Below are 23,790 nucleotides of genomic sequence, written 5' to 3'. Positions count from 1 at the left end.
TTTAAGGCGTGTTAAAAACGTATGATAAAAAGAAAAAACACCATTTTAACCTAAGATTTTTTCATCTAAATTATTCTATATAATTTTAGAAAATGTATCTTTGAATCTTCAAATTTTTTCAATCAGATAATAACAGAGAATGAATATACAAGACGCACAATTACAGGTAGATGATTGGATAAAAAAACACGGAGTTCGTTATTTTAATGAGCTTACAAATATGGCGCAATTAACAGAAGAAGTTGGTGAAGTTGCAAGAATAATAGCAAGACGTTATGGAGAACAAAGTGAAAAAGAATCTGATAAAAATAAAGATTTAGGAGAAGAATTGGCAGATGTTGTTTTTGTTGTATTGTGTTTAGCAAACCAAACGGGCATTAATTTGCAAGACGCTTTCGAGAAAAAATTAGATATTAAAACAAAACGCGATCACGATCGTCATCAAAATAATCAAAAATTAAAATAAATGACATTTTTAGAAAAAATTAAAGAACCTTTGTTTTGGTCTAGTTTTATGAAAGTAACCATACCATTTTTTGTAATGGTTGTGTTAATTTCTTTAGTAATGAATAGTGCTAGCGATATTTTTTCGGGCAATTTTAGCAACGTGTCAGAAATAAACTTTGGCCAAGGTAAATGGGTAAGTTTCTTTGGAATTAAAATAGTAATTAGTGTTGTTTACGGATGCTATATTACTAATAAAAACATGAAATAAAAAGATCAATGAATATTTTATTACGTAAGTTAAAAGAGCAAAAAATAGCTCAAAAAATTACCATTTCTGGTTCTAAAAGTGAATCGAATAGATTGTTGATTCTTCAAAATTTATTTCCAGAAATTACTATTAAAAACGTATCAGATTCAGATGATTCTGTGCACATGCAACACGCACTTTCTACCAATAAAGAACTGGTAGATATTGGTCATGCAGGAACAGCAATGCGTTTTTTAACCTCTTATTTTGCAGTAAAAGAGGGTAGAGAAGTAGTGCTTACAGGTTCTGAAAGAATGCAGAACAGACCTATAGAAATTTTGGTGAATGCTTTAAAAGATTTGGGCGCAGACATAAGTTACGAAAACAAAGTTGGGTATCCGCCAATAAGAATTAAAGGCGCAAAAATTACCAAAGATAAAGTGCAAATAAATGGTAATGTAAGTAGCCAGTATATTTCTTCTATGCTATTAATTGCATCAAAATTAGAAAATGGCTTAGCAATAGAATTGCTGGGTAAAATTACTTCTGTTCCTTATATTAAAATGACCTTAAGTTTGTTACATCAAGTAGGAATTGAAAGTAGTTTTAAGGATAATTTTATAAAAGTAAAACCTCAGAAATCAATAGAAAAACAAACAGTAGTTGTAGAGTCTGATTGGTCTTCTGCAAGTTATTTTTATTCCATTGCAGCTTTGTCTGAAATAGGTTCAGAAATTACCTTATCAGCATATAAAAAAGAAAGTTTACAAGGAGATTCTTGCTTGGCAGAAATTTACCAACATTTTGGCGTTGCCACTATTTATGGTGAAAATTTTATCACCCTAAAAAAAGAAAAAAACACCCAAAAAGAAACCTTAGAATTAGATTTAAAAAATGCACCCGATATTGCACAAACTATTGCAGTAACGTGTTTTGCAGAAGGTATTGCTTGTAATTTATCTGGTTTGCACACGTTAAAAATTAAAGAAACAGATAGGTTGGTGGCTTTGCATGATGAATTAACAAATTTAGGGGCAACAATTTCTGTGACAGATATTAGTTTGCATTTAGAAATTTCATCAAAAATTAATGAAAATATTGCTATAAAAACCTATAATGATCATAGAATGGCAATGGCTTTTGCTCCGTTAGCATTTAAAGTTCCAATTAAAATTTTAAATGCAGAAGTAGTTACAAAATCATATCAAAAATTTTGGGAAGACATGCAACAAATTGGGTTTAAAATAGATAAACTATAAATAAACGGTCAAACACTTGACAACGCCTATTCCGATATCGTATCTTTGCGCTCGTTAATAAGCAAATAGACCTATGAAATTATCCCATTTTGAATTTGAATTACCAGAAGAGCTTTTAGCTTTATATCCTGCAGAACATAGAGACGAGTCTCGTTTAATGGTGTTAAACAGAAAAGAAGGCACCATAGAGCATAAACTTTTTAAAGATGTTATAAATTACTTTGATGAAGGTGATGTTATGATGTTAAATAATACCAAAGTTTTTCCTGCAAGAATGTTTGGTAACAAAGAAAAAACAGGCGCAAGAATAGAAGTTTTCTTATTAAGAGAATTAAATGCAGAAAACAGATTGTGGGATGTTTTAGTAGATCCGGCAAGAAAAATAAGAATTGGTAATAAATTGTTTTTTGGAGAGGATGACAGTTTAGTAGCAGAGGTTATAGACAACACAACCTCTAGAGGTAGAACATTACGTTTCTTATTTGATGGTTCTTATGAAGAGTTTAGAGCAAAATTATTAGAATTAGGTCAAACGCCGTTACCAAAAGCAATTAATAGAGAAGTAGAAGAGTCTGATGCAGAACGCTACCAAACAATTTACGCAAAGCATGAAGGCGCAGTTGCTGCACCAACCGCTGGTTTACACTTTTCTAAACATTTAATTAAACGTTTAGAAATTAAAGGAGTAGAATTTGCAGAAACCACTTTGCATGTTGGTTTGGGTACATTTAGCCCGGTAGAAGTAGAAGATTTATCGAAACATAAAATGGATTCTGAGCAAATTATTATTTCAGATGCAACCGCTGATAAAATTAACTTAGCAAAATTTGAAAAGAGAAGAGTTTGTGCTGTTGGTACAACAGTAATGAGAACTGTAGAGTCTTCAGTTTCATCTAAAGGAGAAATAAAAGGATATACAGGTTGGACAAATAAATTTATTTTTCCTCCCTATGAATTTAGTATTGCAAACGCAATGATTACTAATTTACATCAACCAAAATCTACTTTAATGATGCAAGCCGCAGCTTTTGCTGGTTATGATTTTTTAATGGAAGCATACAAAGAAGCTATCAAAGAAAAATATAGATTCTCTACTTACGGAGACGCTATGTTAATTATATAATTCTTTTAAGAATTTTAAAAAAATCAAACTGACAGTTATTTAATTGTCAGTTTTTTTTTATTTGGGCGTTACCTAAAAAGGTCGCGCTTTACAATACAATCTTTTGTTCGTACCTCACAAAAGGATTTCCATTTCAATCGCTAACGCAACCTACTTGCAAACAATAGTAATAAGCTAAAATTATATGCGTATTTTTGCAATTCTATTTTTAAAAACTAGAAATCTTGACAAAAAAGAAAGACATTAGAGCCTTAACCAAAGAACAATTACGTGATTTTTTTGTAGAAAATGGCGACAAATCCTTTAGAGGAAATCAAGTATATGAATGGCTTTGGAGCAAATCTTTGCACACTTTTGAAGACATGACAAACATTTCTAAAGAAACCAGAGAAATGTTAGAAGCTAACTTTGTAATTAATCATATCAAAGTAGATTCTATGCAAAAAAGTAAAGACGGCACCATTAAAAACGGAATTAAATTACACGATGGTTTGGTGGTAGAATCTGTTTTAATACCTACAGAAAAAAGAACAACAGCCTGTGTTTCTAGTCAAGTTGGTTGTAGTTTAGATTGCAAATTTTGCGCAACATCTCGTTTAAAGAGAATGCGTAATTTAAATCCAGATGAAATTTACGATCAAGTAGTAGTTATAGACAAACAAAGCAGGTTATACTATAATAGAAAATTAACAAATATTGTATTTATGGGCATGGGAGAACCTCTTATGAACTATAAAAATATGATGAAATCCATAGAGAAAATTACATCTCCTGAGGGTTTAGGAATGTCTTCAAAAAGAATAACCGTTTCTACTTCTGGTGTGCCAAAAATGATTAAAATGATGGCAGATGAAGAGGTTAAATTTAATTTAGCAGTTTCTTTACATTCCGCTATTGACGAGGTAAGAACTTCTATTATGCCTTTTAATACTAATTTTCCATTAAAAGATTTACAAGAATCTTTAGAATATTGGTACGAAAAAACAAGTAGAGCAATTACCTATGAATATATTGTTTGGAAAGGTATTAACGATAGAAAAGAAGACATAAAAGCATTGGTAGATTTTTGTAAAGCTGTGCCGTGTAAAGTTAATTTAATAGAATACAACCCAATTGATGATGGTGAGTTTCAGCAAGCAAGCTCATCGGCTATAAACAATTATATTTCTAATTTAGAAATGAATGATATTACTGTAAATGTAAGAAGAAGTAGGGGTAAAGATATTGATGCGGCTTGCGGGCAATTGGCCAATAAATCTTAATTTTTCTATTTAGAAAATAATATATAAAATAAAAAGCGCTCAAGAGATTTTAATATCTCTTGAGCGCTTTTTTAAATTTTAAGAAGTCAGTTTATCCTCTTCTTCTTTCTAATAAAACAAACATCATTAAAGATAACATAACTCTATCATCATCATCGCTATCTAATTCTCCTATTTTAGAAACTTCAAAGTTTTTACCAAAAAAGGATTTTAATTTTTTAAGCTCAACAACTGTTTTACCCTCGTTGTTTTTTACAAGGTAAATTGGGTTAAAAAGATATCCTGTAAAGAAACTTAAAACAGGGATTTCACCAAGTAAAGAGTCTAAAACTTTTACCCAAGGGTTTTTCTCGTTAATAACATATTGCTGTTTTTTATGCTGATTAATAATTTCATAATGAGCATTCCAAAGAGATCTCCATCCTTTTCTAGCAACTTTTCCAAACTCTTTATCCTTTTCATCAAAAAAAGAATAAGCAGTAGAAAAATCTAACCATTTATCTGCTTTAATTTTATAGTTTAATTTAGATTTTGTGTCGTTCTCGTAAATGCTAATATCTTCTTTCAATTTAAACATTTTCTGACGCACATAAGCAATTGGTTTACCGCTACTATCTTTTGCTGTAAAGTCGTTGGCCAACGTAGATATTTTAAATTCGAACGTAGCTGGGAAATGAATGTTTTGCATAGTAATTTTGTTTATAATTTTTAAAGACTAAAGGTAATCGAAATTTAAAATTAAGAACTTATTAAGTGAGTTTATATTAATAGAAAAAAACATTTAACTAATGAAGTTTATTAGAAGTTGTTTTATAAATGAGTATTTTATTTTTATCTCTTTTAAAATTTTATAAGAAGTATCTTATTCCAAATTTAAGAACGTTAATATCTCCCTAAGTGACTGTTTTTTCGAATGAATTTCGCTTAGAAATAGAACTAAAATAATTAATTAGTTAAATTGTATTCTATAATTATTGTTTTTTTGATTAAAACAGCGTTTTTATTATTAATCTATTATTTTTGCTTCGAAATTATTTTTCATAAAATGAAGCCAGTAGAACTTATTAAACTTCCCATTAAAAATGAGATGGAACTCTTTGAAGAAAAGTTCAAAGATTCTATGTTGTCTAAAGTTCCGCTTTTAAACAGAATTACCTATTATATTGTGCGTAGAAAAGGGAAACAAATGAGACCAATGTTTGTTTTTTTAGTGGCAAAAATGGTTTCTAATGGTGGTTTTGATGAGCGTACTTATAGAGGTGCTTCCGTGGTAGAATTAATTCATACCGCCACGTTGGTGCATGATGATGTTGTAGATGAAAGCAACAGGCGTAGAGGTTTTTTCTCTGTAAACGCTCTTTGGAAAAATAAAATAGCTGTCTTAGTAGGAGATTTTTTATTGTCTAAAGGATTATTATTATCCATAGATAATGAAGATTTTGATTTGCTAAAACTAATTTCTATTGCGGTTAGAGAAATGAGTGAGGGCGAATTACTTCAAATAGAAAAAGCAAGAAAATTAGATATTACAGAAGATATTTATTTTGATATAATTCGAAAAAAAACAGCTACTTTAATTGCAGCTTGTTGTGGTATTGGTGCAGCATCTGTAGGCGCAAATAATGAGACAATTCAGCAAATGCGAAAATTTGGAGAATACATTGGTATCGCTTTCCAGATTAAAGATGATTTGTTTGATTATACCGATGATAAAATAGGAAAACCAACAGGTATTGATATTAAAGAACAAAAAATGACCTTGCCTTTAATTCATACATTAAATAACTGTTCTAAAAAGGAAAAAGCTTGGTTAATTAATTCTGTTAAAAAACATAATAAAGACAAAAAGCGCGTAAAAGAAGTCATTGCTTTTGTTAAACATAATAACGGAATTGAATACACAACTCTTAAAATGAATGATTACAAAAACAAGGCTTTGGCTATTTTAGATAACTATCCAGAATCTGCTTATAAAAAATCATTATTAACAATGATAGAGTATGTTGTGCAGCGTAAAATATAGTTAAATATTAGCTTTTAAAGAAACTACAAAGTTTCTTCCAGGAGATACAATTCCTGAACTATAAGGTCTGTAACGTTTGTCTGTGATGTTTTCTAAGCCTGTAGAAATTAGTAAATTATCGGTAAATCTATAAGACGTTTTTAAATTTAACGTTAAATAGGAAGGAGAATATGGGTTTCCGTTTGCATCAATTGCATATATATAATCTTTGGCTATTTCGCTTTCTGGTAAATCTTCGTACGCAACAGAACCACTATAATCTGCATATAATTGCGCTTTTAATTTATGGGCGTTATAGGTTAGGCGCGTTGTGCCAAACCAAGGAGCCGCATGTCTAGAAGGGCTTATATCTCCGTTGTCTAATTCTTCCTCTCCTTTTTGATAACTTAAGGTTGATGAAAATCCTATTCCTTTGCCTAAATCTGCTTCAAAACCTGTTTGAAAACCATAAACATTGGCATTTGCTGCATTTTGTATGGCTTGTATATTACTAAGTTCACCGTCGTACATAATTTCAGATTCTCCATTTAAAGTGTAATCTCTTCTTACCATTGCATTTTTTAAATTGGTGTAAAAACATGTAACTTCAAGTTTTAAATAATCTCCAAAAGATTTTACAACAGAAATATCGGTATTATAAGCATATTCTGCTTTTAAATCTGGATTTGGTACTACAACAGATCCTGGTTCTGAATCAAAAATCTTACCAACATCATCTATATTTGGTGAGCGAAAAGCTGTTGAGAAATTTGTACTTAATAGCCAATCTTCTTTAGGTCTAAAAATTAAACCTAAACTACCCGTTAATGCGCCGTCATTAATGTTAGCTTCTGTAAAAGGTAAAGGATAAAATGTAGTATCAAAAGTGGCGTTTAAACTATAGAAATTATAGCGTAAACCAGATTGCAAAACCCATCTTTTAGAAAAATCATATTGATTAGAAGCATAAAACCCCATAGAAGACCAGTTAGAATTTGGATATCTACTAGGACCTTTTTCGGAAACATTTGTATCTATATCTGTATTATTACCTGTAGAAGTTACGTCGTTAAAAACATATTCTGCTCCGTAAAATAATTGACTTTTTTTACTAAGACTTTTAGAAAAATCTAAGTTTGAAGAATAAGCATCTACTCTTTCTGTTCTTGTTTCTCTAAGGGCATCATTAAAGTCTCTACTAATTCTACTTTCATCAAATTTTTGATAGGTTAATCTTAAAGTAACATCATCATAAAAAGAATTATTACCTTTTTTGTTGATTTCAAAATTATTCATCATCCACTTTTGTGGGCCATATTTCCATTCGCCATATCGAGGGTTTCCGTCTACTGTTCTTAAATGCCTGTCATATCTAGAGTAACTAGACGTTTCTGATAAGTGAAAACCATATTCAAAATTCCAATTTTCATTTGGCTTAAACCGTACTTTTTGCATGATGTTGGTTTGTGTGTAACCAGATGGTATTTGTATTTTAGGGTTTTTATTTGTAATTACAATATCTTGGTTGTTTTGTCTTTCAACATACACGGTTCTTAAATATTCATCTGGGCCGTTGCTTCCCATTTTTAAATCTCCGTAATCATTGTAACTTAAACTTGTTACAAAAGCCCATTGTTTATAACCTAAATTAAAATCTGCATGATATGTTTTTTCCTCATTTGCAGAAGAAAATCTTGTAAAAGCATTTCCTGTAATTAAGGTTTCTTCATTTAAAGATAAGTTTGTAGACAGTGTTTTAAAACTCATCACAGCGCCTATGGCGTCACTACCATAAATTACAGAACCAGGACCAAAAATTATTTCAGTGTCTTCTATTGCAAAAGGATCTAATGAGATTACATTCTGTATATTTCCTGCTCTAAAAATAGCGTTGTTCATTCTAACACCATCAATAGTGTATAATAATCTGTTGGTTGCAAAACCTCTAATTAACGGGCTTCCGCCACCTTGTTGACTTTTTTGAATAAATACTTTTCCGGAAACTGTAAGCAAATCTGCGGCAGTTTGTGTATTCATTAATTCCATTTCTTTTGGAGAAATTACACTTACTTTAGCAGCTAAATCAGAAGTTTTTTGTTTCCATTTTGTGGCAGAAATAACAATTTCATCTGTTCTTAAAATGGTTGGAATTAGTTTTATTAGAAAGCTGTTTTTCTTTAAAGTTTCATAACTTATAATTTGCGTTTTAAAACCTAGAAAGCGTATTGCCAATCTTTCTGAATTTTTAAAATCACTAATATCTACTTGTCCTTTTCCGTTTGTGGTAACATAGCTATTTGTTTGTTTATTATAGATGGTTACTTGGTCTAAAAACTCTTCAGTTTCATTGTTAATTACTGTTATAATTTGTGCACTTAAAGGTAAGCTAAGGAAAAAAAGGAATAAAATAAAAGTAATTTTTTTAATCATTTTAATTTTTTTGATGTTTATAAAGTCTTGATTTATTTATCAAAAATCATGCCTATTAAAAAAAGAACGTAAAATAATTTTAAGATTTTTTTAAGAATAATAATTCATCTACAAATTCTCTAGAATTAGACAATCTTGGTACTTTATGTTGTCCGCCTAATTTGTTTTTTTTCTTCAACCAACTATAAAACAATCCTTTTTCTACATTATGAATTTTAGGCAAACCTAAAGTCATGTTTTTGTAACGCTTAGCTTCATAATCAGAGTTTATAGATTTTAAAGCATTGTCTAATAATTCTGTAAAATAAGGCAAATTTTCAGGCGCTTTTTTAAACTCGACAATCCATTCATGACCACCACTTTTTTTATCTTGCATAAAAATAGGGCCAACAGTATAATCTGTAATTGTTGCATTTGTTTTATCGCAAGCTAGTTTTAAAGCATCTTCTACATTTTCTATATTTAGTTCTTCGCCAAAAACATTTATATAATGTTTTGTTCTTCCGGTAATTTTTATTCTATACGGATTTAAGGATGTAAACCGAACAGTATCGCCAATTAAGTAACGCCATAAACCACCATTGGTAGTAATTATTATTGCGTAATCTTTGTCAAGTTTTACTTCTGATAAAGGAATTGTTTTTGAGTTTTCTCCATCGTAATTTTTCATGTCTATAAACTCATAAAAAATGCCGTAATCTAACATCAATAATAATTCTTTTGAGTTATTTCTATCTTGAATGGCAAAAAAACCTTCAGACGCATTGTAGGTTTCGTAATATTTAAAATTAGGATTTGGAATTAGTTTTTTATATTGTTCTCTGTACGGATTAAAGTTTACGCCGCCATGAAAGTAAACTTCTAAATTAGGCCAAACTTCTAAAATATTATCTTTTCCGGTTTTTTCTAAAACTCTATTTAACAGTACAAGCATCCAACTAGGAACGCCTACTAAACTGGTAATATTTTCATTGATAGTTTCATCAATAATAGCTTCCATTTTTGTTTCCCATTCTGCCATTAATGCAACTTCCATACTTGGCGCAGAACTAAAATCTGCCCAAAAAGGTAAGTTTTCTGTTATAATTGCAGACAAATCTCCAAAGTAAGAATCATTGTCTTTGTATACTTCAGAACTACCGCCTAAACGCAAACCTTTACCTGTAAATAGTTGGGTTTTAGGATTGTTGTTAATGTATAAACACAACATGTCTTTACCAGCTTTCATGTGGCAATATTCTAACGCTTCATCGGTTACAGGAATGTATTTACTTTTGGCATTGGTTGTTCCGCTAGATTTTGCAAACCATTTAATATGCGTTGGCCAAAATAAGTTTTGTTCTCCTTTTCGGCATCGTTCTATAAGGGGTTCAAAAGTTTCGTATTTTTGAATGGGGACTTTTTTTGTGAAGTCAGAATAGTTTTTTATGGATGAAAAAGATTGTTCTTTTCCAAATTTGGTATTTTTTGCAGTATGTAATAATCTCAATAATAGCTCTTCTTGTACATCTTTCGGATATTTTAAAAATAACTCTATTTGATGTTTTCGTTTCTTTAAAAACCAAGAAATTATTGAATTGATAATTTGAAACGCCATAGAAATTCGTAAGTTTGTTTAGTTCGATTTTTAAGATAATTCTATTAAAAATCGTTTGTTAAAAATACTAAAATCTTTTATATGAAGTATCAAGGAGTTTTAAAAAAAATGATGACAGAAAATGCTGATCAAATTCAGTATTATTTAGATATGAAAACTGATTTTATAAACATGAATCAGTTGTTAAACAAAGAATTAACAATCTCTTTTGTTACTTATGAATGTTTAAATTGTCATTTAGAAAAGAAAATTTACAGACAAGGTTTTTGTCAAAAGTGCTTTTTTGAAATTCCGAATGCCGCAGATTGGATTATGAAACCAGAATTAAGTAAGGCACATTTAAATATTGAAGATAGAGATTTGGCTTATGAGCAAGCCGTGCAATTAAAACCACATATTGTGTATTTGGCAAATTCTAGTAATGTAAAAGTAGGTGTTACTAGAAAAACACAAGTGCCAACACGTTGGATAGATCAAGGAGCACATGAAGCCATAGAAATAGTTGAGGTTCCTAATCGTTATTTAGCTGGTATTACAGAGGTTGCTTTAAAAGAATATGTGGCAGATAAAACCAATTGGCGAAAAATGCTAAAGAATGATATTGAAGATGAAAACTTGGTGGAATGGCGCGATAAATTAAAACAATATATTCCCGAAGAAGCAATGCCGTATTTTATTGAGGACAATTCTGAAACCAATTTAAATTTTCCGGTTGTAAAATATCCGGTAAAACCTAAAAGTTTAAACTTGATAAAAACACCTAGTTATACAGGGAAATTAGCGGGAATAAAAGGACAGTATTTAATTTTTGAAGATGAAATTGTTTTTAATGTAAGGTCTTATGAAGGTTTGGTGGTTTCAATTGAGATTTAATTACACTTCAACAAGCTCAGTGTGACATTTTGAGTTTAAATTGTTTATAGGTTTTACCTTGATAATTTGATAGTTTAAATTTACATTTTTTTTACAATCATTCCAAAGAACATTTTACCTAACGGATGTCAGTCTGAGCCTGTCGAAGACCGTTTTGCTTGCACTTCGATAAGCTCAGTGTGACATTTTGAGATTAAATTGTTTTAAGTTTTACCCTGATAACTTGGTAGTTTAAATTCACATTTTTTTGACAATTCATCCAAAGAACAATTTACTTAACGGATGTCAGTCTGAGCTTGTCAAAGACCGTTTTGCTTGCACTTCGACAAGCTCAGTGTGACATTTTGAGTTTGAATTGTTTTAGGATTTACTTGATAATTTGGTAGTTTAAATTCACATTTTTAGACAATTCATCCAAAGAACAATTTACTTAACAGATGTCAGTCTGAGCTTGTCGAAGACCCTTTTACTCGCACTTCAACAAGCTCAGTGTGACATTTTGAGTTTGAATTGTTTATAGGTTTTACCTTGATAATTTTAAAGTTTTAAATTCACATTTTTTTGACAATCTATCCAAAGAACATTTTACCTAACGGATGTCAGTCTGAGCTTGTCGAAGACCGTTTTACTTACACTTCGACAAGCTCAGTGTGACAATTGGAAGTTGAATTGTTTTAAGTTTTACCTTGATAATTTGGTAGTTTAAATTCACATTTTTACAATCATTCCAAAGAACAGTTTACCTAACGAATGTCAGTCTGAGCCTGTCGAAGACCATATTGCTTGCACTTCGACAAGCTCAGTGTGACATTTTGAGTTTGAATTGTTTATAGGTTTTACCTTGATGATTTGGTAGTTTAAATTCACATTTTTTTTAAATCATTCCAAAAAACAATTTACCTAACGGATGTCAGTCTGAGCCTGTCGAAGACCCTTTTACTTGCTCTTCGATAAGCTCAGTGTGACATTTTGAGTTTGAATTGTTTATAGGTTTTACCTTGATAATTTTGTAGTTTAAATTCACATTTTTACAATCATTCCAAAGTACATTTTACCTAACGGATGTCAGTCAGAGCCTGGGGAAGACCCTTTTACTGGCACTTCGACAAGCTCAGTGTGACATTAGGAGTTTGAATTGTTTTAGGTTTTACTTGATAATTTGGTAGTTTAAATTCACATTTTATAGACAATCATTCCAAAGAACATTATACCTAACGGATGTCAGTCTGAGCTTGTCGAAGACCATTTTGCTCGCACTTCGATAAGCTCAGTGTGACAATTGGAAGTTGAATTGTTTTAAGTTTTACCTTGATAATTTGGTAGTTTAAATTCACGTTTTTTTTACAATCATTGCAAAGAACAATTTACTTAACAGATGTCAGTCTGAGTCTGTTGAAGACCCTTTTGATTGCACTTCGACAAGCTCAGTGTGACATTTTGGAGTTTGAATTGGTTTTAGGTTTTACTTGATAATTTTAAAGTTTTAAATTCACATTTTTACAATCATTCCAAAGTACATTTTACCTAACGGATGTCAGTCTGAGCCTGTCGAAGACCGTTTTACTGGCACTTCGACAAGCTCAGTGTGACAGTTGGATTTTGAATTGTTTTAAGTTTTATCTTGATGATTTGGTAGTTTAAATTCACATTTTTTTTAAATCATTCCAAAAAACAATTTACCTAACGGATGTCAGTCTGAGCCTGTCGAAGACCCTTTTACTTGCTCTTCGATAAGCTCAGTGTGACATTTTGAGTTTGAATTGTTTATAGGTTTTACCTTGATAATTTTGTAGTTTAAATTCACATTTTTACAATCATTCCAAAGTACATTTTACCTAACGGATGTCAGTCAGAGCCTGGGGAAGACCCTTTTACTGGCACTTCGACAAGCTCAGTGTGACATTAGGAGTTTGAATTGTTTTAGGTTTTACTTGATAATTTGGTAGTTTAAATTCACATTTTATAGACAATCATTCCAAAGAACATTATACCTAACGGATGTCAGTCTGAGCTTGTCGAAGACCATTTTGCTCGCACTTCGATAAGCTCAGTGTGACATTTTGGAGTTTGAATTGGTTTTAGGTTTTACTTGATAATTTTATCGTTTTAAATTCACATTTTTTTAATCATTCCAAAGTACATTTTACCTAACGGATGTCAGTCAGAGCTTGTCGAAGACCGTTTTACTGGCACTTCGACAAGCTCAGTGTGACAGTTGGAGATTGAATTGTTTTAAGTTTTACCTTGATAATTTTATCATTTTAAATTCACATTTTTTGACAATTCATCCAAAGAACAATTTACTTAACGGATGTAAGTCTGAGCTTGTCGAAGACCCTTTTACTTACACTTCAACAAACTCAGTATGAACTGTAGATTTTGAATTGTGTTATACTTCTTTTTTAGCTTGAATTAATTGCTCTAAAACACGCTCAACGCCAAAATTATCATTACTTTCTGTAGCAAATTTTGCAATTTTAGTAATGTCTTTATGTGCGTTTTTCATAGAAAAACTAAAGGCGGCTTCTTGCATCATTTCTATATCATTATGGTAATCGCCAAAAACCATGGTTTCTTCTTTGGTAACATTTAAAATTCGTTGTACTTCTCTTAAAGCGTTTCCTTTATTTGCTTTTTCATCAGAAATGTCTAACCAGTTTTTTCCAGAAATTTTGATTAGCATTTCACTTTCTAAATGGTTTATTTTCGGATAAATATACTCTTCAGAAGAAGTAAAGTGATACACGGCAATTTTTAAAAATTCTTTAGAAGCTGCAATTTTAGTTAAATCATCTACAATTTGATAATTGTGATAATACTCTTGAAAGAGGTTTATAAATTCTGTATTATTAGATTCTATATAAGCGCCATCATTAGCACATAAAACTATATGAGTATCTTTTATGGTTCTTAAAATAGGAATTATTTTTAATGTTTTTTCTACAGAAATGGCATTTAAAAGGAGTAAATCATTGCCTTTTTTTGCAATTCCTCCGTTTTCGGCAATTACAAAAATTTCATCTTTAATAGGTGCTAATTTGTGAGTAATGCTAAAATATTGTCTTCCGCTTGCGGCACAAAAATGTATGTTTTGTTTTTTTAATTGTTGAAATAATGTAAAGAATGAGTCACTAACTTTACCATTTGAGTTTAGTAATGTGCCATCCATATCAGAAACTACTAATTTAACTTTAGATAGATTCATAAGCTTTTAAAAATGATTTTTTGAGCGTGATTTATAAGATGTTTTTTGTAGAATTTCTTTCAACCAAATCTGTTTTAATAACAACGGTTTCATGTTTTTTCTTAACTTTAGATTTGTCTTCTAATCTGTTGATAAGCATTTCAGCTGCTGTTGCTCCCATTATTTCACCATGTTGGCTAACAGTAGTCATTCTAGGACTAGAGTGTCTTGCTAAAATTCCGTTAGAAAAAGAAATTACAGAAAAGTTTTCTGGTATTTTATGACCTAATTTTATAGCTACTTTCATTGCGGCAATTGCAGAAGATTCATCTGTTGCAATAACGCTATCTATGTTGTTGTTTTTTAGAATAGGTTCTAGCAGTTTTTCATAGTTTTTATAATTATCTTCTAAATTGATAATTAAGTTTTTTTCAACCTTTATACCATGATCTTCCAAACCTTTTAAATACCCTAAATTTCTTCGTTTTCCTATTTCTAAATTGCTAATAGTAGAGATAAAAGCAATGTTTTTTAACCCAGTTTTTACTAAATAGCTTACAGTACTTCTTGCACTGTCAAAGTTATCTGTTACAACTTTATCACATTTTACATTTTCTGCAACTCTATCAAACATAACAATAGGAGTTCCGTTTTCTAAAACTTCTTCGAAATGTGCAAATTTATTCATAGACACAGTTTCTTCTGCCAGCGATAATATAAAACCATCAATACTTCCATTAGAAAGCATTTCTATAGTTTCTACTTCTTTTTTAAAAGATTCATTAGAAATACAAGATATAATTTTATACCCTCTATCATTGGCTACTTTTTCTATTCCATTAAAAACTTGCGCAAAGAAATAGTTTAACATACTAGGAATAATAATTCCTATAGTTTTGGTCTGTCTGTTTTTTAAACTTAACGCATTAAAATTGGGTTTGTAGTTTTTCTCTTTTGCGTATTTCTGAATTTTTTCTTTTGTGCTTACGCTAATTTCATAGCTGTCATTCAGGGCTTTAGATACAGTAGAAATAGAAACATCAAACTCTTTAGCAATGTCTTTTATGGTAAGTCTCTTCATCTTTAAATTAAAAAATTAACCTCTAAAATACAACATTTCAACAAATATAAAGGGTAAAATTAATTATTTTACAATTTGATAAGAGTCTGTTTTTTTTGGAGCTCAATAATCAAGAATGTAAATACAATAGAATACTCTAAAATAACAAACCATAAGTTTTCTTTCCATGGATTGTTGGCATAGGCTTGATAACTGAAAATGATGACCATAGACCAAATTATAGGGAAACGATATTTTGTAAAAATGGATAAAATTAAAGGTGTTGCCAAATACCAAGGATGTACTGTTGTGGCTGTAAAATAATAAAAACACAACCCAAATAACAACGCTGTTATTAATTGAATCATGGTTTTGTTTTTTCTATATAAAGTAATGTAGATTAGAAATAATATTGTTAAAATGGGTGTTATAATACCAATGATTGCAATTTGATTATAGCCAGTAAAAAAATAGCCTATTGCTCTAAAAATATAATAAAAACTGGCATTAAATTCAAAATTTCTGAACCATAAACCTACAGAGTTTGCGTAATTGTTTATAAATTCTGATGAATAAAAAGGTAGAAATAAAATGAGTATTGTTGCTAAAGTGATAGCGTAAAAAGCAATTAATTTATAGAACTCCGTTGTTTTAAAAATGGTTGACATTTTTATACCTTTAGGTACAAACCATTGCAAAAATAGTGGTAAAAATAACAAGGGAATTAACTTTACAGAAACTGCACAGGCTACTAATATTGCAGCAAAAATCCATTTTTGTTGATGCAGTTTGTAAAAACTCCAAATCATAAAAAATAACATTACAGGTTCAAAGTGTAAATTGCCGGTCATTTCAATAATGATAAATGGGTTTAAAGCATACCAAAAAATATTTTTTGCAGGTAAATTTAATCGCTCTAACAATTTTTTTACGAAGTAAAGAATACCAATATCTGCAAGTATAATAATCAATCTTAAAACTACAACAGCGCCAAAAATACTTTTGTTTGCAAATAGTGCTGCAATTAAAAAACACAATTGATTTATAGGAGGGTAATTAGTATAATGACTGCCATTCATTTCTCCCATTCCGGTATACAATTCTTGCGCTTCTGCTATGGGATAATTTCTTTGTTGAATAAAGGTTTCTGGCAAAGATAAATACGGGTTTAATCCTTCTAGAATCATTCTTCCATCCCAAATAAATCTATAAAAGTCTTGAGATAAATTGGGTATTGCAAAGAGGAAAATCAACCTAAAAAGAACAACGATTCCTATTAATGTTGATGTGTGAATGGTTTTACTTTTTAGAAGTAAATAAAAACATCCAAAGAGTGTAAACCATAAAATAAGTAGCTTATTAAACTCAGTTCTTTCTAAAAAATATGCAAAAACAAAATAGCATACGATACTAATCAGCAGCCATAAAAAATCTTTATTTTTTGCTAAAAAAGACATTAAGCTTTAGAAAAAATAGATTTAAAAAACACGTAGCTAAAACCTATAAAAAGCATTAAATGGAAAGGAAATAATCCAAAATCACCACCTTGATTACCAACAATAAAAGCGCTGTACATGCCAAAAATAAAATAAATAGCTAATAAACCTTCTAGTACAACATGCACAGAGGGTTTCTTTTTAATATATTTATTTTTTTTCCAACCGTCTTTTATAGTGATAATATTAAATTTAGGCGTTCTTACAAATTCGCTTTTTTTACCAAAATGACCTTCTAAAACGGCAATTGTATTGTGTAAAGAAAAGCCCATGGCAATAGAAAAAAAAGTAAAAAATAAACCAATGTATTTTAAGAATTTTATAAAACCACCGCCGTAAACATTTTTAAACATGTACCAGTAACATATAAAAAAGATAAGAGAACTGGCCACAAAGAAACTCATCATATAAAAATAATTTTTTAGATGTGCGTATTCATTTTTGATGTACAACATGGGTACACTTAAAACTGCCACTAAAAAAATACAGGTAAACATAGAGCTATTTAGCAAATGCAACACACTGTGTATTTTTGTTCTAAAAGAAACGTTTTTACTGGTAATTACACGTCTCATCATTTTCTGAAAATTCTCAGCGCCACCTTTGTTCCATCTAAATTGTTGAGATCTTGCAGCACTAATTATTACAGGCAATTCCGCCGGAGTTTCTACGTGAAGTAAGTATTTAAATTTCCAATTTTTTAATTGTGCTCTATAACTTAAATCTAAATCTTCCGTAAGTGTATCACCTTCCCAATTACCTGCGTCATAAATACATTCTTTTCTCCAAACGCCTGCGGTTCCGTTAAAATTGATAAAATGTCCTTTGCTATTTCTGCCAACTTGTTCTAATGTAAAATGAGCATCTAAAGCAAAAGCCTGAATTTTAGTAAGTGTAGAATAATTTCTATTTATATGTCCCCAACGAGTTTGTACAACACCAATTTCAGGGTTTTTAAAATAAGGAATTGTTTTGTACAACCAGTCTGACTTTGGTAAAAAATCGGCATCAAAAATTGCAATAAATTCTCCTTTAGCAATGATTAATCCTTCCTTTAAAGCACCTGCTTTAAAACCTTGCCTGTTTGTTCTTCTAATATGTTGAATATCTATTCCTTTCTCTTGAATTTTTTTAATATGTTTTGCTGTAGTTTCTACGGATTCATCTGTAGAATCATCTAAAACTTGAATTTCTAATTTCTCTCTTGGATATTCTAGTTTAGCAATGTTTTTTAACAATCGTTCCATTACATACAACTCGTTGTAAACCGGTAATTGTATGGTTACAAAAGGTATTTCTTCTGGCTTTAAAAAATCGAATTTGGGAGATTTATCTTCTTTATTTCTATATTTTAGATAATTAAAAAGCAGGTTTAATTGCGCTATTGCATACATAAAAATGAGCAACAAACAAATTGTATAAATAGTTATGATAATGTACTCTAATATCATTATTTAAAACTGTATTTAAAAATCCAACCCAAAATCTTTACACCTGCAAAGATACTACCTTTTATGGTTCCTGAAACTTTAGATACGCCAATTCTATTTCTATATTTCATGGGTACTTCTACATAACTCAATTTTTGCTTTAGCGCTTTTAATTGCATTTCTACAGTCCAACCATAGGTTTTGTCTTCCATATTTAAGGCCAATAATTTGTCATATTTAATAGCTCTAAAAGGACCTAAATCTGTAAATTTTGCCCCAAAAAATAGTTTCATTAAAAAGGTTGCTAACCAGTTTCCGAAAATCTGTTGCGGTGTCATTGCTCCATTTTCTCTCAATTTTTTAATACGAGAACCAATTACAAAATCGATATTATTGTCTATAATTGGGGCAACAATTTCTGTTAATTGTTCTGGGTAATCAGAATAATCTCCATCTAAGAAAACAATAATTGTGGGTTTTTCTTTTTGAAGAGCAATATAATCCATTCCTTTTAAGCAAGCATAACCATAGCCTTTTCTTTCTTCTGTTAAAACTGTGGCTCCTGCATTTTTTGCATTGCGTTCTGTGTGGTCTGTAGAATTATTGTTTACAACAATAACTTCGTTTACAAATTTAGGAATATCATGAAGTACGTTTGCTATAGAATCTTGCTCGTTATACGCCGGAATAATTACTGTAATTTGCGGTTTTGTCATCTTAAATCGTTTAGATTATTCTCCTTTTTAAAGGTTGAAAAATCTGTCCATTCCTTAATTTTTATACCTTTTTGATATTGTGATGCTTTTATCAATTTTTGTTTCTTGTAAATCAAACAATACCCATTTTTTAGATTATTTTTTAATTGACATTTATGAATAACATTTCCATATTTATCATAAAACAACCACCAATTATCTTTTTTACCATTTTTAAAATGACCTTCTTTTTCTTTAGATAAATTAACGCTGTAAAAATACCAATATTTAGTTTCTAAATTATCTTTAAAAGCACCTTCTTTTTTTAGATTACCATTTTGGTGATAAAATTTCCAATAATCAACCTTTTTATTATTTAAAAGCCAACCTTCTTGCTTTAACTGTCCGTTTTTGTAAAATAATTTTTGGTATTTTTTTTGTGCAGATAACGATAAACTGGCTAAAAAAATAAAAAGGACAAAAAAATACTGCATAATATTATAGTATTCTACGTTGTTATGCAGGATTTTCTTCTAGTTACAGAAATCTGTTTAGTTCCTAAATAGGATTTCTGTGATTGAGAAATGGAGAAGAGTAACTGCTAGTTGTTTTTACAGTATGCTTATTTTTTATTCACTAAATCCATTAAGTCAACATCGTTTCCTAATAAAATTTCAGTAGGATTAATTCTTCCTTCTTCTGGACCATTTTCTAATTTTAAAACTCCTCTTGGGCAAACAGCAGAACAAATACCACAACCAACACAGCTAGAACGTACTATGTTTTCTCCTTTTTGAGCATAAGCTCTTACATCAATTCCTTGTTCGCAATATGTAGAGCAGTTTCCACAAGAAATACATTGTCCACCATTGGTGGTAATTCTAAATCTAGATTTAAAACGTTGTATAAAACCTAAATAAGCCGCAAGCGGACAACCGAATCTACACCAAACTCTGTTTCCAAAAATAGGATAGAAGCCTGTACCAATAACTCCTGCAAAAATAGCGCCTATTAAAAATCCATAGATATCTTGAATTGTTTGTGTTTTAATACCTAAAACTTGGCCTTCTTGTGTAAAGAAAGTGTACAGCGCAAAACCTGTCATTACCAACACAAAAATTAATACAGAATGAATTATAATACGTTCTGCTCTCCAAGAAAGTAAGGTTTTACTAGAGTTTTGCCTGTACGGATCTCCTAGCGTTTCTGCCAAACCACCACAACCACAAACCCAAGAACAGTACCATCTTTTTCCAAAGAAATAAACCATAACGGGCACAACAATAATAGTTAAAACAACTCCCCAAACTAAAATAAATAAGCCAAAACCACCACTAGCAAGTAATTCTTCTAAATTCCATTTAAAGAAAAAATCATAATCTAAAGGAAAGGCATTTTTAAAATCGTACCAAGGTTTTTCGAAACGAACCAAAATTTCTGGAATTAAAAAAGCAAATACAATTTGAAAGAACAATACAGAGGTAGTTCTTAAAATTTGGTATTTATTATGACGGTATTTTATATACATTCTTACCGCCATAACGGTCATAACAACACAGTATAAAAAACCATATAAGAACCATTGACCAGCCGGGTTTCCGCTAAGAGATTTACTAATAGGGTCTACTAAATACACCCAGTTTACAATAATGTCTGGATAAAAATAAAGGAGAATATAAAAGGTTACCAAAAAGATAAAAGTAAACCAACCAATCCAACCACGGTTGGTAACTGCGCTTAAGAAAATTCCATCGTTTTTTATACCAGGTTTGCCTAATAGTATAACATCGGGTACAATAAACATTAGTGCACCAATTATACCCAAACCAAAGGTTAAAAACCAAGCCCAACCTGTGTGGTCTGCAGCAAAGCCTTTACCAGATTTTTTAGCCAGTTCAAAACTAATGCTATGTGGTTTACCAAAAATTTTGTATTGAAATTGTTTTCCTTTTTCACTCCAATTTTTTTCTGCATTATATTTGGCAATAAGTGCATCGTAATAATTATTAGAGGTTTCGTACGCCTTAACAACACGGCTAGAAAATTGAATTATATTTAAGTTTTCTTCTGTTACAATTGCCTTTGTTAATTCTTCTTTTATAATTTCACTTTTATATCCTTTTTCTTTTAAAAAGGTATCTAATTCTGGTTGTGTAACATTAAAAGAGCCTGTAAAAATTGTAGCAATAAAGATGGTTAATCCTGCTAAAAAGATAATTAAACCTGATTGTTTTATAAGTTTCAAAATGAGTATTGTATTATAAGTTTTTATGAAAATGTTTTATCAATTTTAACCTTATGAATGGCTAAATATTCGTTTCCAACTTTTCTTTTTAGGTTGAATATTGGTGTTGTTTTCTAAATTGAATTTTGCTAAAATTTCGGCTTCATGTAATTTAAAAAACTCAGGATCAAAATTAGCATCGGCTAAATATTCTAAAATATATTCTATAGATTTATTTTCGGTGAGCCATTTATCAAAAATTTCGTGACGCATTCTAATTCCGAAGGTGTTGATACCTAAAAACTGATGGGTATTTTCATCAAAAGAAATGGTAATACATTTATTCTCTGTTGGATGTTGCCATTGAAAATAAGCTTCGTTTTCTTGTTTACTTCTTTCGCTAAAAACCCAACCATAGGTTTGATATTCTATGTCTAAAAACTTAGCAGAGTTAAACCAATGTCCGGGTTTATAGGTTGTTTTAGTACCACAAATTGTTTGTGCCAATGTTTCGCCCATCATTCTACCTGTATACCAAACGGCTTCAATGTTTCTACGTTGTCCAATCGCTTCATGTTGTTCTGCACAATCTCCAATTGCAAAAACATCTTTTATATTTGTTTCTAAAAATCGATTTACTTTTACACCTCTGCCCAGTTCTATTCCAGATTCTTTTAAGAAATCTATATTTGGAGTTACACCAGCCGTTAAACCAACAACATTACAAGGAATTTCTTCTCCTGTTTCTTCAATTATTATTGATTTTACACGTCCGTTTTCATCAGATTTTATTTCTTTTAAATTGCTGCTTAAACGCAAATCTATATGATGCTCTTTTATATGATTGTTAATCATTTCAGATTCTTGTGCAGGTAAAACGCCATTCCAAAAACTAGCTTCTCTTACTAAAAAAGTTACTGGGATTTTTCTACTTCTTAGCATTTCTGCCAATTCAATACCAATTAAACCACCACCCACAATCACGGCTCTATTACATGCTTTATTATCTGGCGCATATTTTTCTAGGTTTTCTAAATCTTGTTTATGATACATGCCCATAACTCCATTTAAATCTTGCCCTGGCCAACCAAATTTATTAGGTTTAGAACCTGTTGCAATAATCAGTTGATCGTAAGAAAGTGTTGAAGCATCTTTAAATTCAAGTTCTTTTTTACTCGTATTTACAGTACTAACCATTCCTTCTCTAAGTTCTATTCTGTTTTTTTTCCAAAACCAATTTTCATAAGGTTGGGTGTGCTCAAATTTCATGTGTCCCATGTATACATACATGAGTGCGGTTCTAGAAAAAAAGTATTTGCTTTCTGCAGAAACAATGGTTATTTTATGATCAGAATTTTTTCTGATATGTCTTGCTGCAGTAACTCCAGATATTCCGTTACCAATTATTACAATATGTTTCATAGTTGATTGATTGTTGCATTTGAGTCGAAGCTAACGTTAATAACTTAAAAAGGAATATTAATTTAGAATGATTTTAAATAATTAATTTTAAAAAACTTTGTAAGTTGTAGAAAAAGCTAAAGACTGATATTTAAAATACAAACAAAATCAACCAATAACATGAAACAGCGTTTATCTAAAATTATTTTTACTTTAATACTAATTATCAGTTTGCAATCTTATGGGCAAGATAATATTGATGGAACTAAAAGTAATATTCAAACTTACACACCTTCTAAATTATTAGACCAAGGACAATGGGATGTTAAGTTCTTTAATAATTTGTATACAGAAACAAAAGGTAGGTATAATGGTGTAAAATCCGATAAAGCTAGAGAAACATATTTTACTTCATCTTTAGATATTTTTACAGGAATTTCTGATAATAACAGGATAAATATTGGTTTGTTGTTAGAATATAGGTCAAATAGCATAGATGGTAAAAGTGCTACTTCTGTCATAGAGTTTCCTAATAATGTAAGTTCTAGAAATGGTTTAACGTCATTTGCACCAGCAATTAAATGGCAACCGATAAAGAGTGTTGGTAATTTTTCAATTCAATCTGCATTTCATATTCCTATTATTTCTGATGAAACCGATATAAATGGAGTTTATTTAGATCAAACAGCCTTTACTTTTCAAAATAGATTTTTTTACGATTACACCTTTCCTAGCGGAGATTGGCAACTTTTTACCGAGTTAAATACTGAATATAATTTTGGTGAAGAAACCAGTTTTGCAAACAAAACATTTTTATTAGCTCCCGGAATTTTTATGAGTTATTTTCCAACAGATAAATCTACTGTTTTAGCTTTTGCACAACATGCACAGCGTTTAGGAGATTTTACACAAGATTATACTGCCTTAGGGTTTGGTGGAAAATATCAATTAAATAATACCTTAAACATAGAAGTTTTATATAGCAAATTTGTAAGAGGAAACGATACAGGTTTAGGACAAAGTTTTAACATTGGTTTAAGAGCATTGTTTTAATAAAAAA

19 protein-coding genes are annotated in these 23,790 nt (G+C 30.3%); 8 read left to right on the top strand and 11 right to left on the bottom strand.

Features of this window, described 5'->3' with window-relative positions; translation table 11 throughout:
- The first annotated feature begins 139 nt into the window (after positions 1-139).
- The 5 genes from ACSHW5_RS04710 to rlmN all read left to right on the top strand — a co-directional run bounded on the left by ACSHW5_RS04710 (position 140) and on the right by rlmN (position 4,338).
- Positions 140-466 carry a nucleotide pyrophosphohydrolase gene (locus ACSHW5_RS04710; RefSeq protein ID WP_435674953.1) on the top strand — a complete coding sequence of 109 codons (327 nt, stop codon included), beginning with the start codon at positions 140-142 and terminating at the stop codon, positions 464-466.
- Positions 467-715 carry a hypothetical protein gene (locus ACSHW5_RS04705; protein ID WP_435674952.1) on the top strand — a complete coding sequence of 83 codons (249 nt, stop codon included), beginning with the start codon at positions 467-469 and terminating at the stop codon, positions 713-715. It abuts the gene before it with no gap.
- A gap of 8 nt (positions 716-723) precedes the next feature.
- On the top strand, positions 724-1,953 hold the full coding sequence (locus tag ACSHW5_RS04700) for a 3-phosphoshikimate 1-carboxyvinyltransferase (RefSeq protein ID WP_435674951.1): 1,230 nt from the start codon (positions 724-726) through the stop codon (positions 1,951-1,953).
- Between the two features lie 73 nt (positions 1,954-2,026).
- Entirely contained in the window at positions 2,027-3,076 is a 1,050-nt protein-coding gene (gene queA / locus ACSHW5_RS04695) for a tRNA preQ1(34) S-adenosylmethionine ribosyltransferase-isomerase QueA (RefSeq protein ID WP_435674950.1), read from the top strand.
- Positions 3,077-3,297: 221 nt separating this feature from the next.
- Positions 3,298-4,338, top strand: a complete 1,041-nt coding sequence (gene rlmN, locus ACSHW5_RS04690) for a 23S rRNA (adenine(2503)-C(2))-methyltransferase RlmN (protein ID WP_435675009.1) — start codon at positions 3,298-3,300, stop codon at positions 4,336-4,338.
- Between the two features lie 91 nt (positions 4,339-4,429).
- On the opposite strand, the gene ACSHW5_RS04685 is transcribed toward rlmN, so the two are convergent.
- On the bottom strand, positions 4,430-5,026 hold the full coding sequence (locus tag ACSHW5_RS04685; RefSeq protein ID WP_435674949.1) for a hypothetical protein: 597 nt from the start codon (positions 5,024-5,026) through the stop codon (positions 4,430-4,432).
- A 357-nt stretch (positions 5,027-5,383) separates the two neighbouring features.
- Here ACSHW5_RS04685 and ACSHW5_RS04680 point away from each other — a divergent pair, with 357 nt between their 5' ends.
- Positions 5,384-6,361 carry a polyprenyl synthetase family protein gene (locus ACSHW5_RS04680; protein ID WP_435674948.1) on the top strand — a complete coding sequence of 326 codons (978 nt, stop codon included), beginning with the start codon at positions 5,384-5,386 and terminating at the stop codon, positions 6,359-6,361.
- On the opposite strand, the gene ACSHW5_RS04675 is transcribed toward ACSHW5_RS04680, so the two are convergent.
- Positions 6,362-8,770 (bottom strand): TonB-dependent receptor, encoded by a 2,409-nt coding sequence (locus tag ACSHW5_RS04675; RefSeq protein ID WP_435674947.1) that lies wholly within the window; start codon positions 8,768-8,770, stop codon positions 6,362-6,364.
- Between the two features lie 79 nt (positions 8,771-8,849).
- Positions 8,850-10,367: a GH3 auxin-responsive promoter family protein gene (locus tag ACSHW5_RS04670; RefSeq protein ID WP_435674946.1), complete on the bottom strand. Its 1,518-nt coding sequence runs from the start codon at positions 10,365-10,367 to the stop codon at positions 8,850-8,852.
- An 81-nt stretch (positions 10,368-10,448) separates the two neighbouring features.
- On the opposite strand from ACSHW5_RS04670, the gene ACSHW5_RS04665 reads away from it, so the two are divergent.
- Positions 10,449-11,240 (top strand): DUF2797 domain-containing protein, encoded by a 792-nt coding sequence (locus ACSHW5_RS04665; RefSeq protein ID WP_435674945.1) that lies wholly within the window; start codon positions 10,449-10,451, stop codon positions 11,238-11,240.
- A 2,389-nt stretch (positions 11,241-13,629) separates the two neighbouring features.
- Here the strand turns inward: ACSHW5_RS04665 and ACSHW5_RS04660 are convergent.
- The 8 genes from ACSHW5_RS04660 to ACSHW5_RS04625 all read right to left on the bottom strand — a co-directional run bounded on the left by ACSHW5_RS04660 (position 13,630) and on the right by ACSHW5_RS04625 (position 22,751).
- Entirely contained in the window at positions 13,630-14,445 is an 816-nt protein-coding gene (locus ACSHW5_RS04660; protein ID WP_435674944.1) for an HAD family hydrolase, read from the bottom strand.
- A 31-nt stretch (positions 14,446-14,476) separates the two neighbouring features.
- Complete coding sequence (locus tag ACSHW5_RS04655) at positions 14,477-15,505, bottom strand: LacI family DNA-binding transcriptional regulator (protein WP_435674943.1); 1,029 nt, start codon at positions 15,503-15,505, stop codon at positions 14,477-14,479.
- A gap of 68 nt (positions 15,506-15,573) precedes the next feature.
- Positions 15,574-16,941, bottom strand: coding sequence for a mannosyltransferase (locus ACSHW5_RS04650; protein ID WP_435674942.1), 1,368 nt, complete (start codon positions 16,939-16,941; stop codon positions 15,574-15,576).
- Positions 16,941-18,431 carry a cellulose synthase family protein gene (locus ACSHW5_RS04645; protein WP_435674941.1) on the bottom strand — a complete coding sequence of 497 codons (1,491 nt, stop codon included), beginning with the start codon at positions 18,429-18,431 and terminating at the stop codon, positions 16,941-16,943. Before ACSHW5_RS04645 ends, ACSHW5_RS04650 begins: the two co-directional genes overlap by 1 nt.
- Positions 18,431-19,126, bottom strand: a complete 696-nt coding sequence (locus ACSHW5_RS04640) for a glycosyltransferase family 2 protein (protein ID WP_435674940.1) — start codon at positions 19,124-19,126, stop codon at positions 18,431-18,433. Before ACSHW5_RS04640 ends, ACSHW5_RS04645 begins: the two co-directional genes overlap by 1 nt.
- Positions 19,123-19,599 carry a toxin-antitoxin system YwqK family antitoxin gene (locus ACSHW5_RS04635; RefSeq protein WP_435674939.1) on the bottom strand — a complete coding sequence of 159 codons (477 nt, stop codon included), beginning with the start codon at positions 19,597-19,599 and terminating at the stop codon, positions 19,123-19,125. Before ACSHW5_RS04635 ends, ACSHW5_RS04640 begins: the two co-directional genes overlap by 4 nt.
- 128 nt (positions 19,600-19,727) lie before the next feature.
- Positions 19,728-21,350: a 4Fe-4S binding protein gene (locus ACSHW5_RS04630; protein WP_435674938.1), complete on the bottom strand. Its 1,623-nt coding sequence runs from the start codon at positions 21,348-21,350 to the stop codon at positions 19,728-19,730.
- A 51-nt stretch (positions 21,351-21,401) separates the two neighbouring features.
- Positions 21,402-22,751: an NAD(P)/FAD-dependent oxidoreductase gene (locus tag ACSHW5_RS04625; RefSeq protein WP_435674937.1), complete on the bottom strand. Its 1,350-nt coding sequence runs from the start codon at positions 22,749-22,751 to the stop codon at positions 21,402-21,404.
- Between the two features lie 159 nt (positions 22,752-22,910).
- On the opposite strand from ACSHW5_RS04625, the gene ACSHW5_RS04620 reads away from it, so the two are divergent.
- Positions 22,911-23,783, top strand: coding sequence for a hypothetical protein (locus ACSHW5_RS04620; protein WP_435674936.1), 873 nt, complete (start codon positions 22,911-22,913; stop codon positions 23,781-23,783).
- The last annotated feature ends 7 nt before the right edge of the window (positions 23,784-23,790 follow it).

It is taken from the genome of Polaribacter sp., assembly GCF_051251875.1.
In the GTDB taxonomy this organism is placed as follows: domain Bacteria; phylum Bacteroidota; class Bacteroidia; order Flavobacteriales; family Flavobacteriaceae; genus Polaribacter.
Note: the sequence above shows the minus strand (reverse complement) of the source record. Positions and strands in the feature narration are given on the sequence as shown.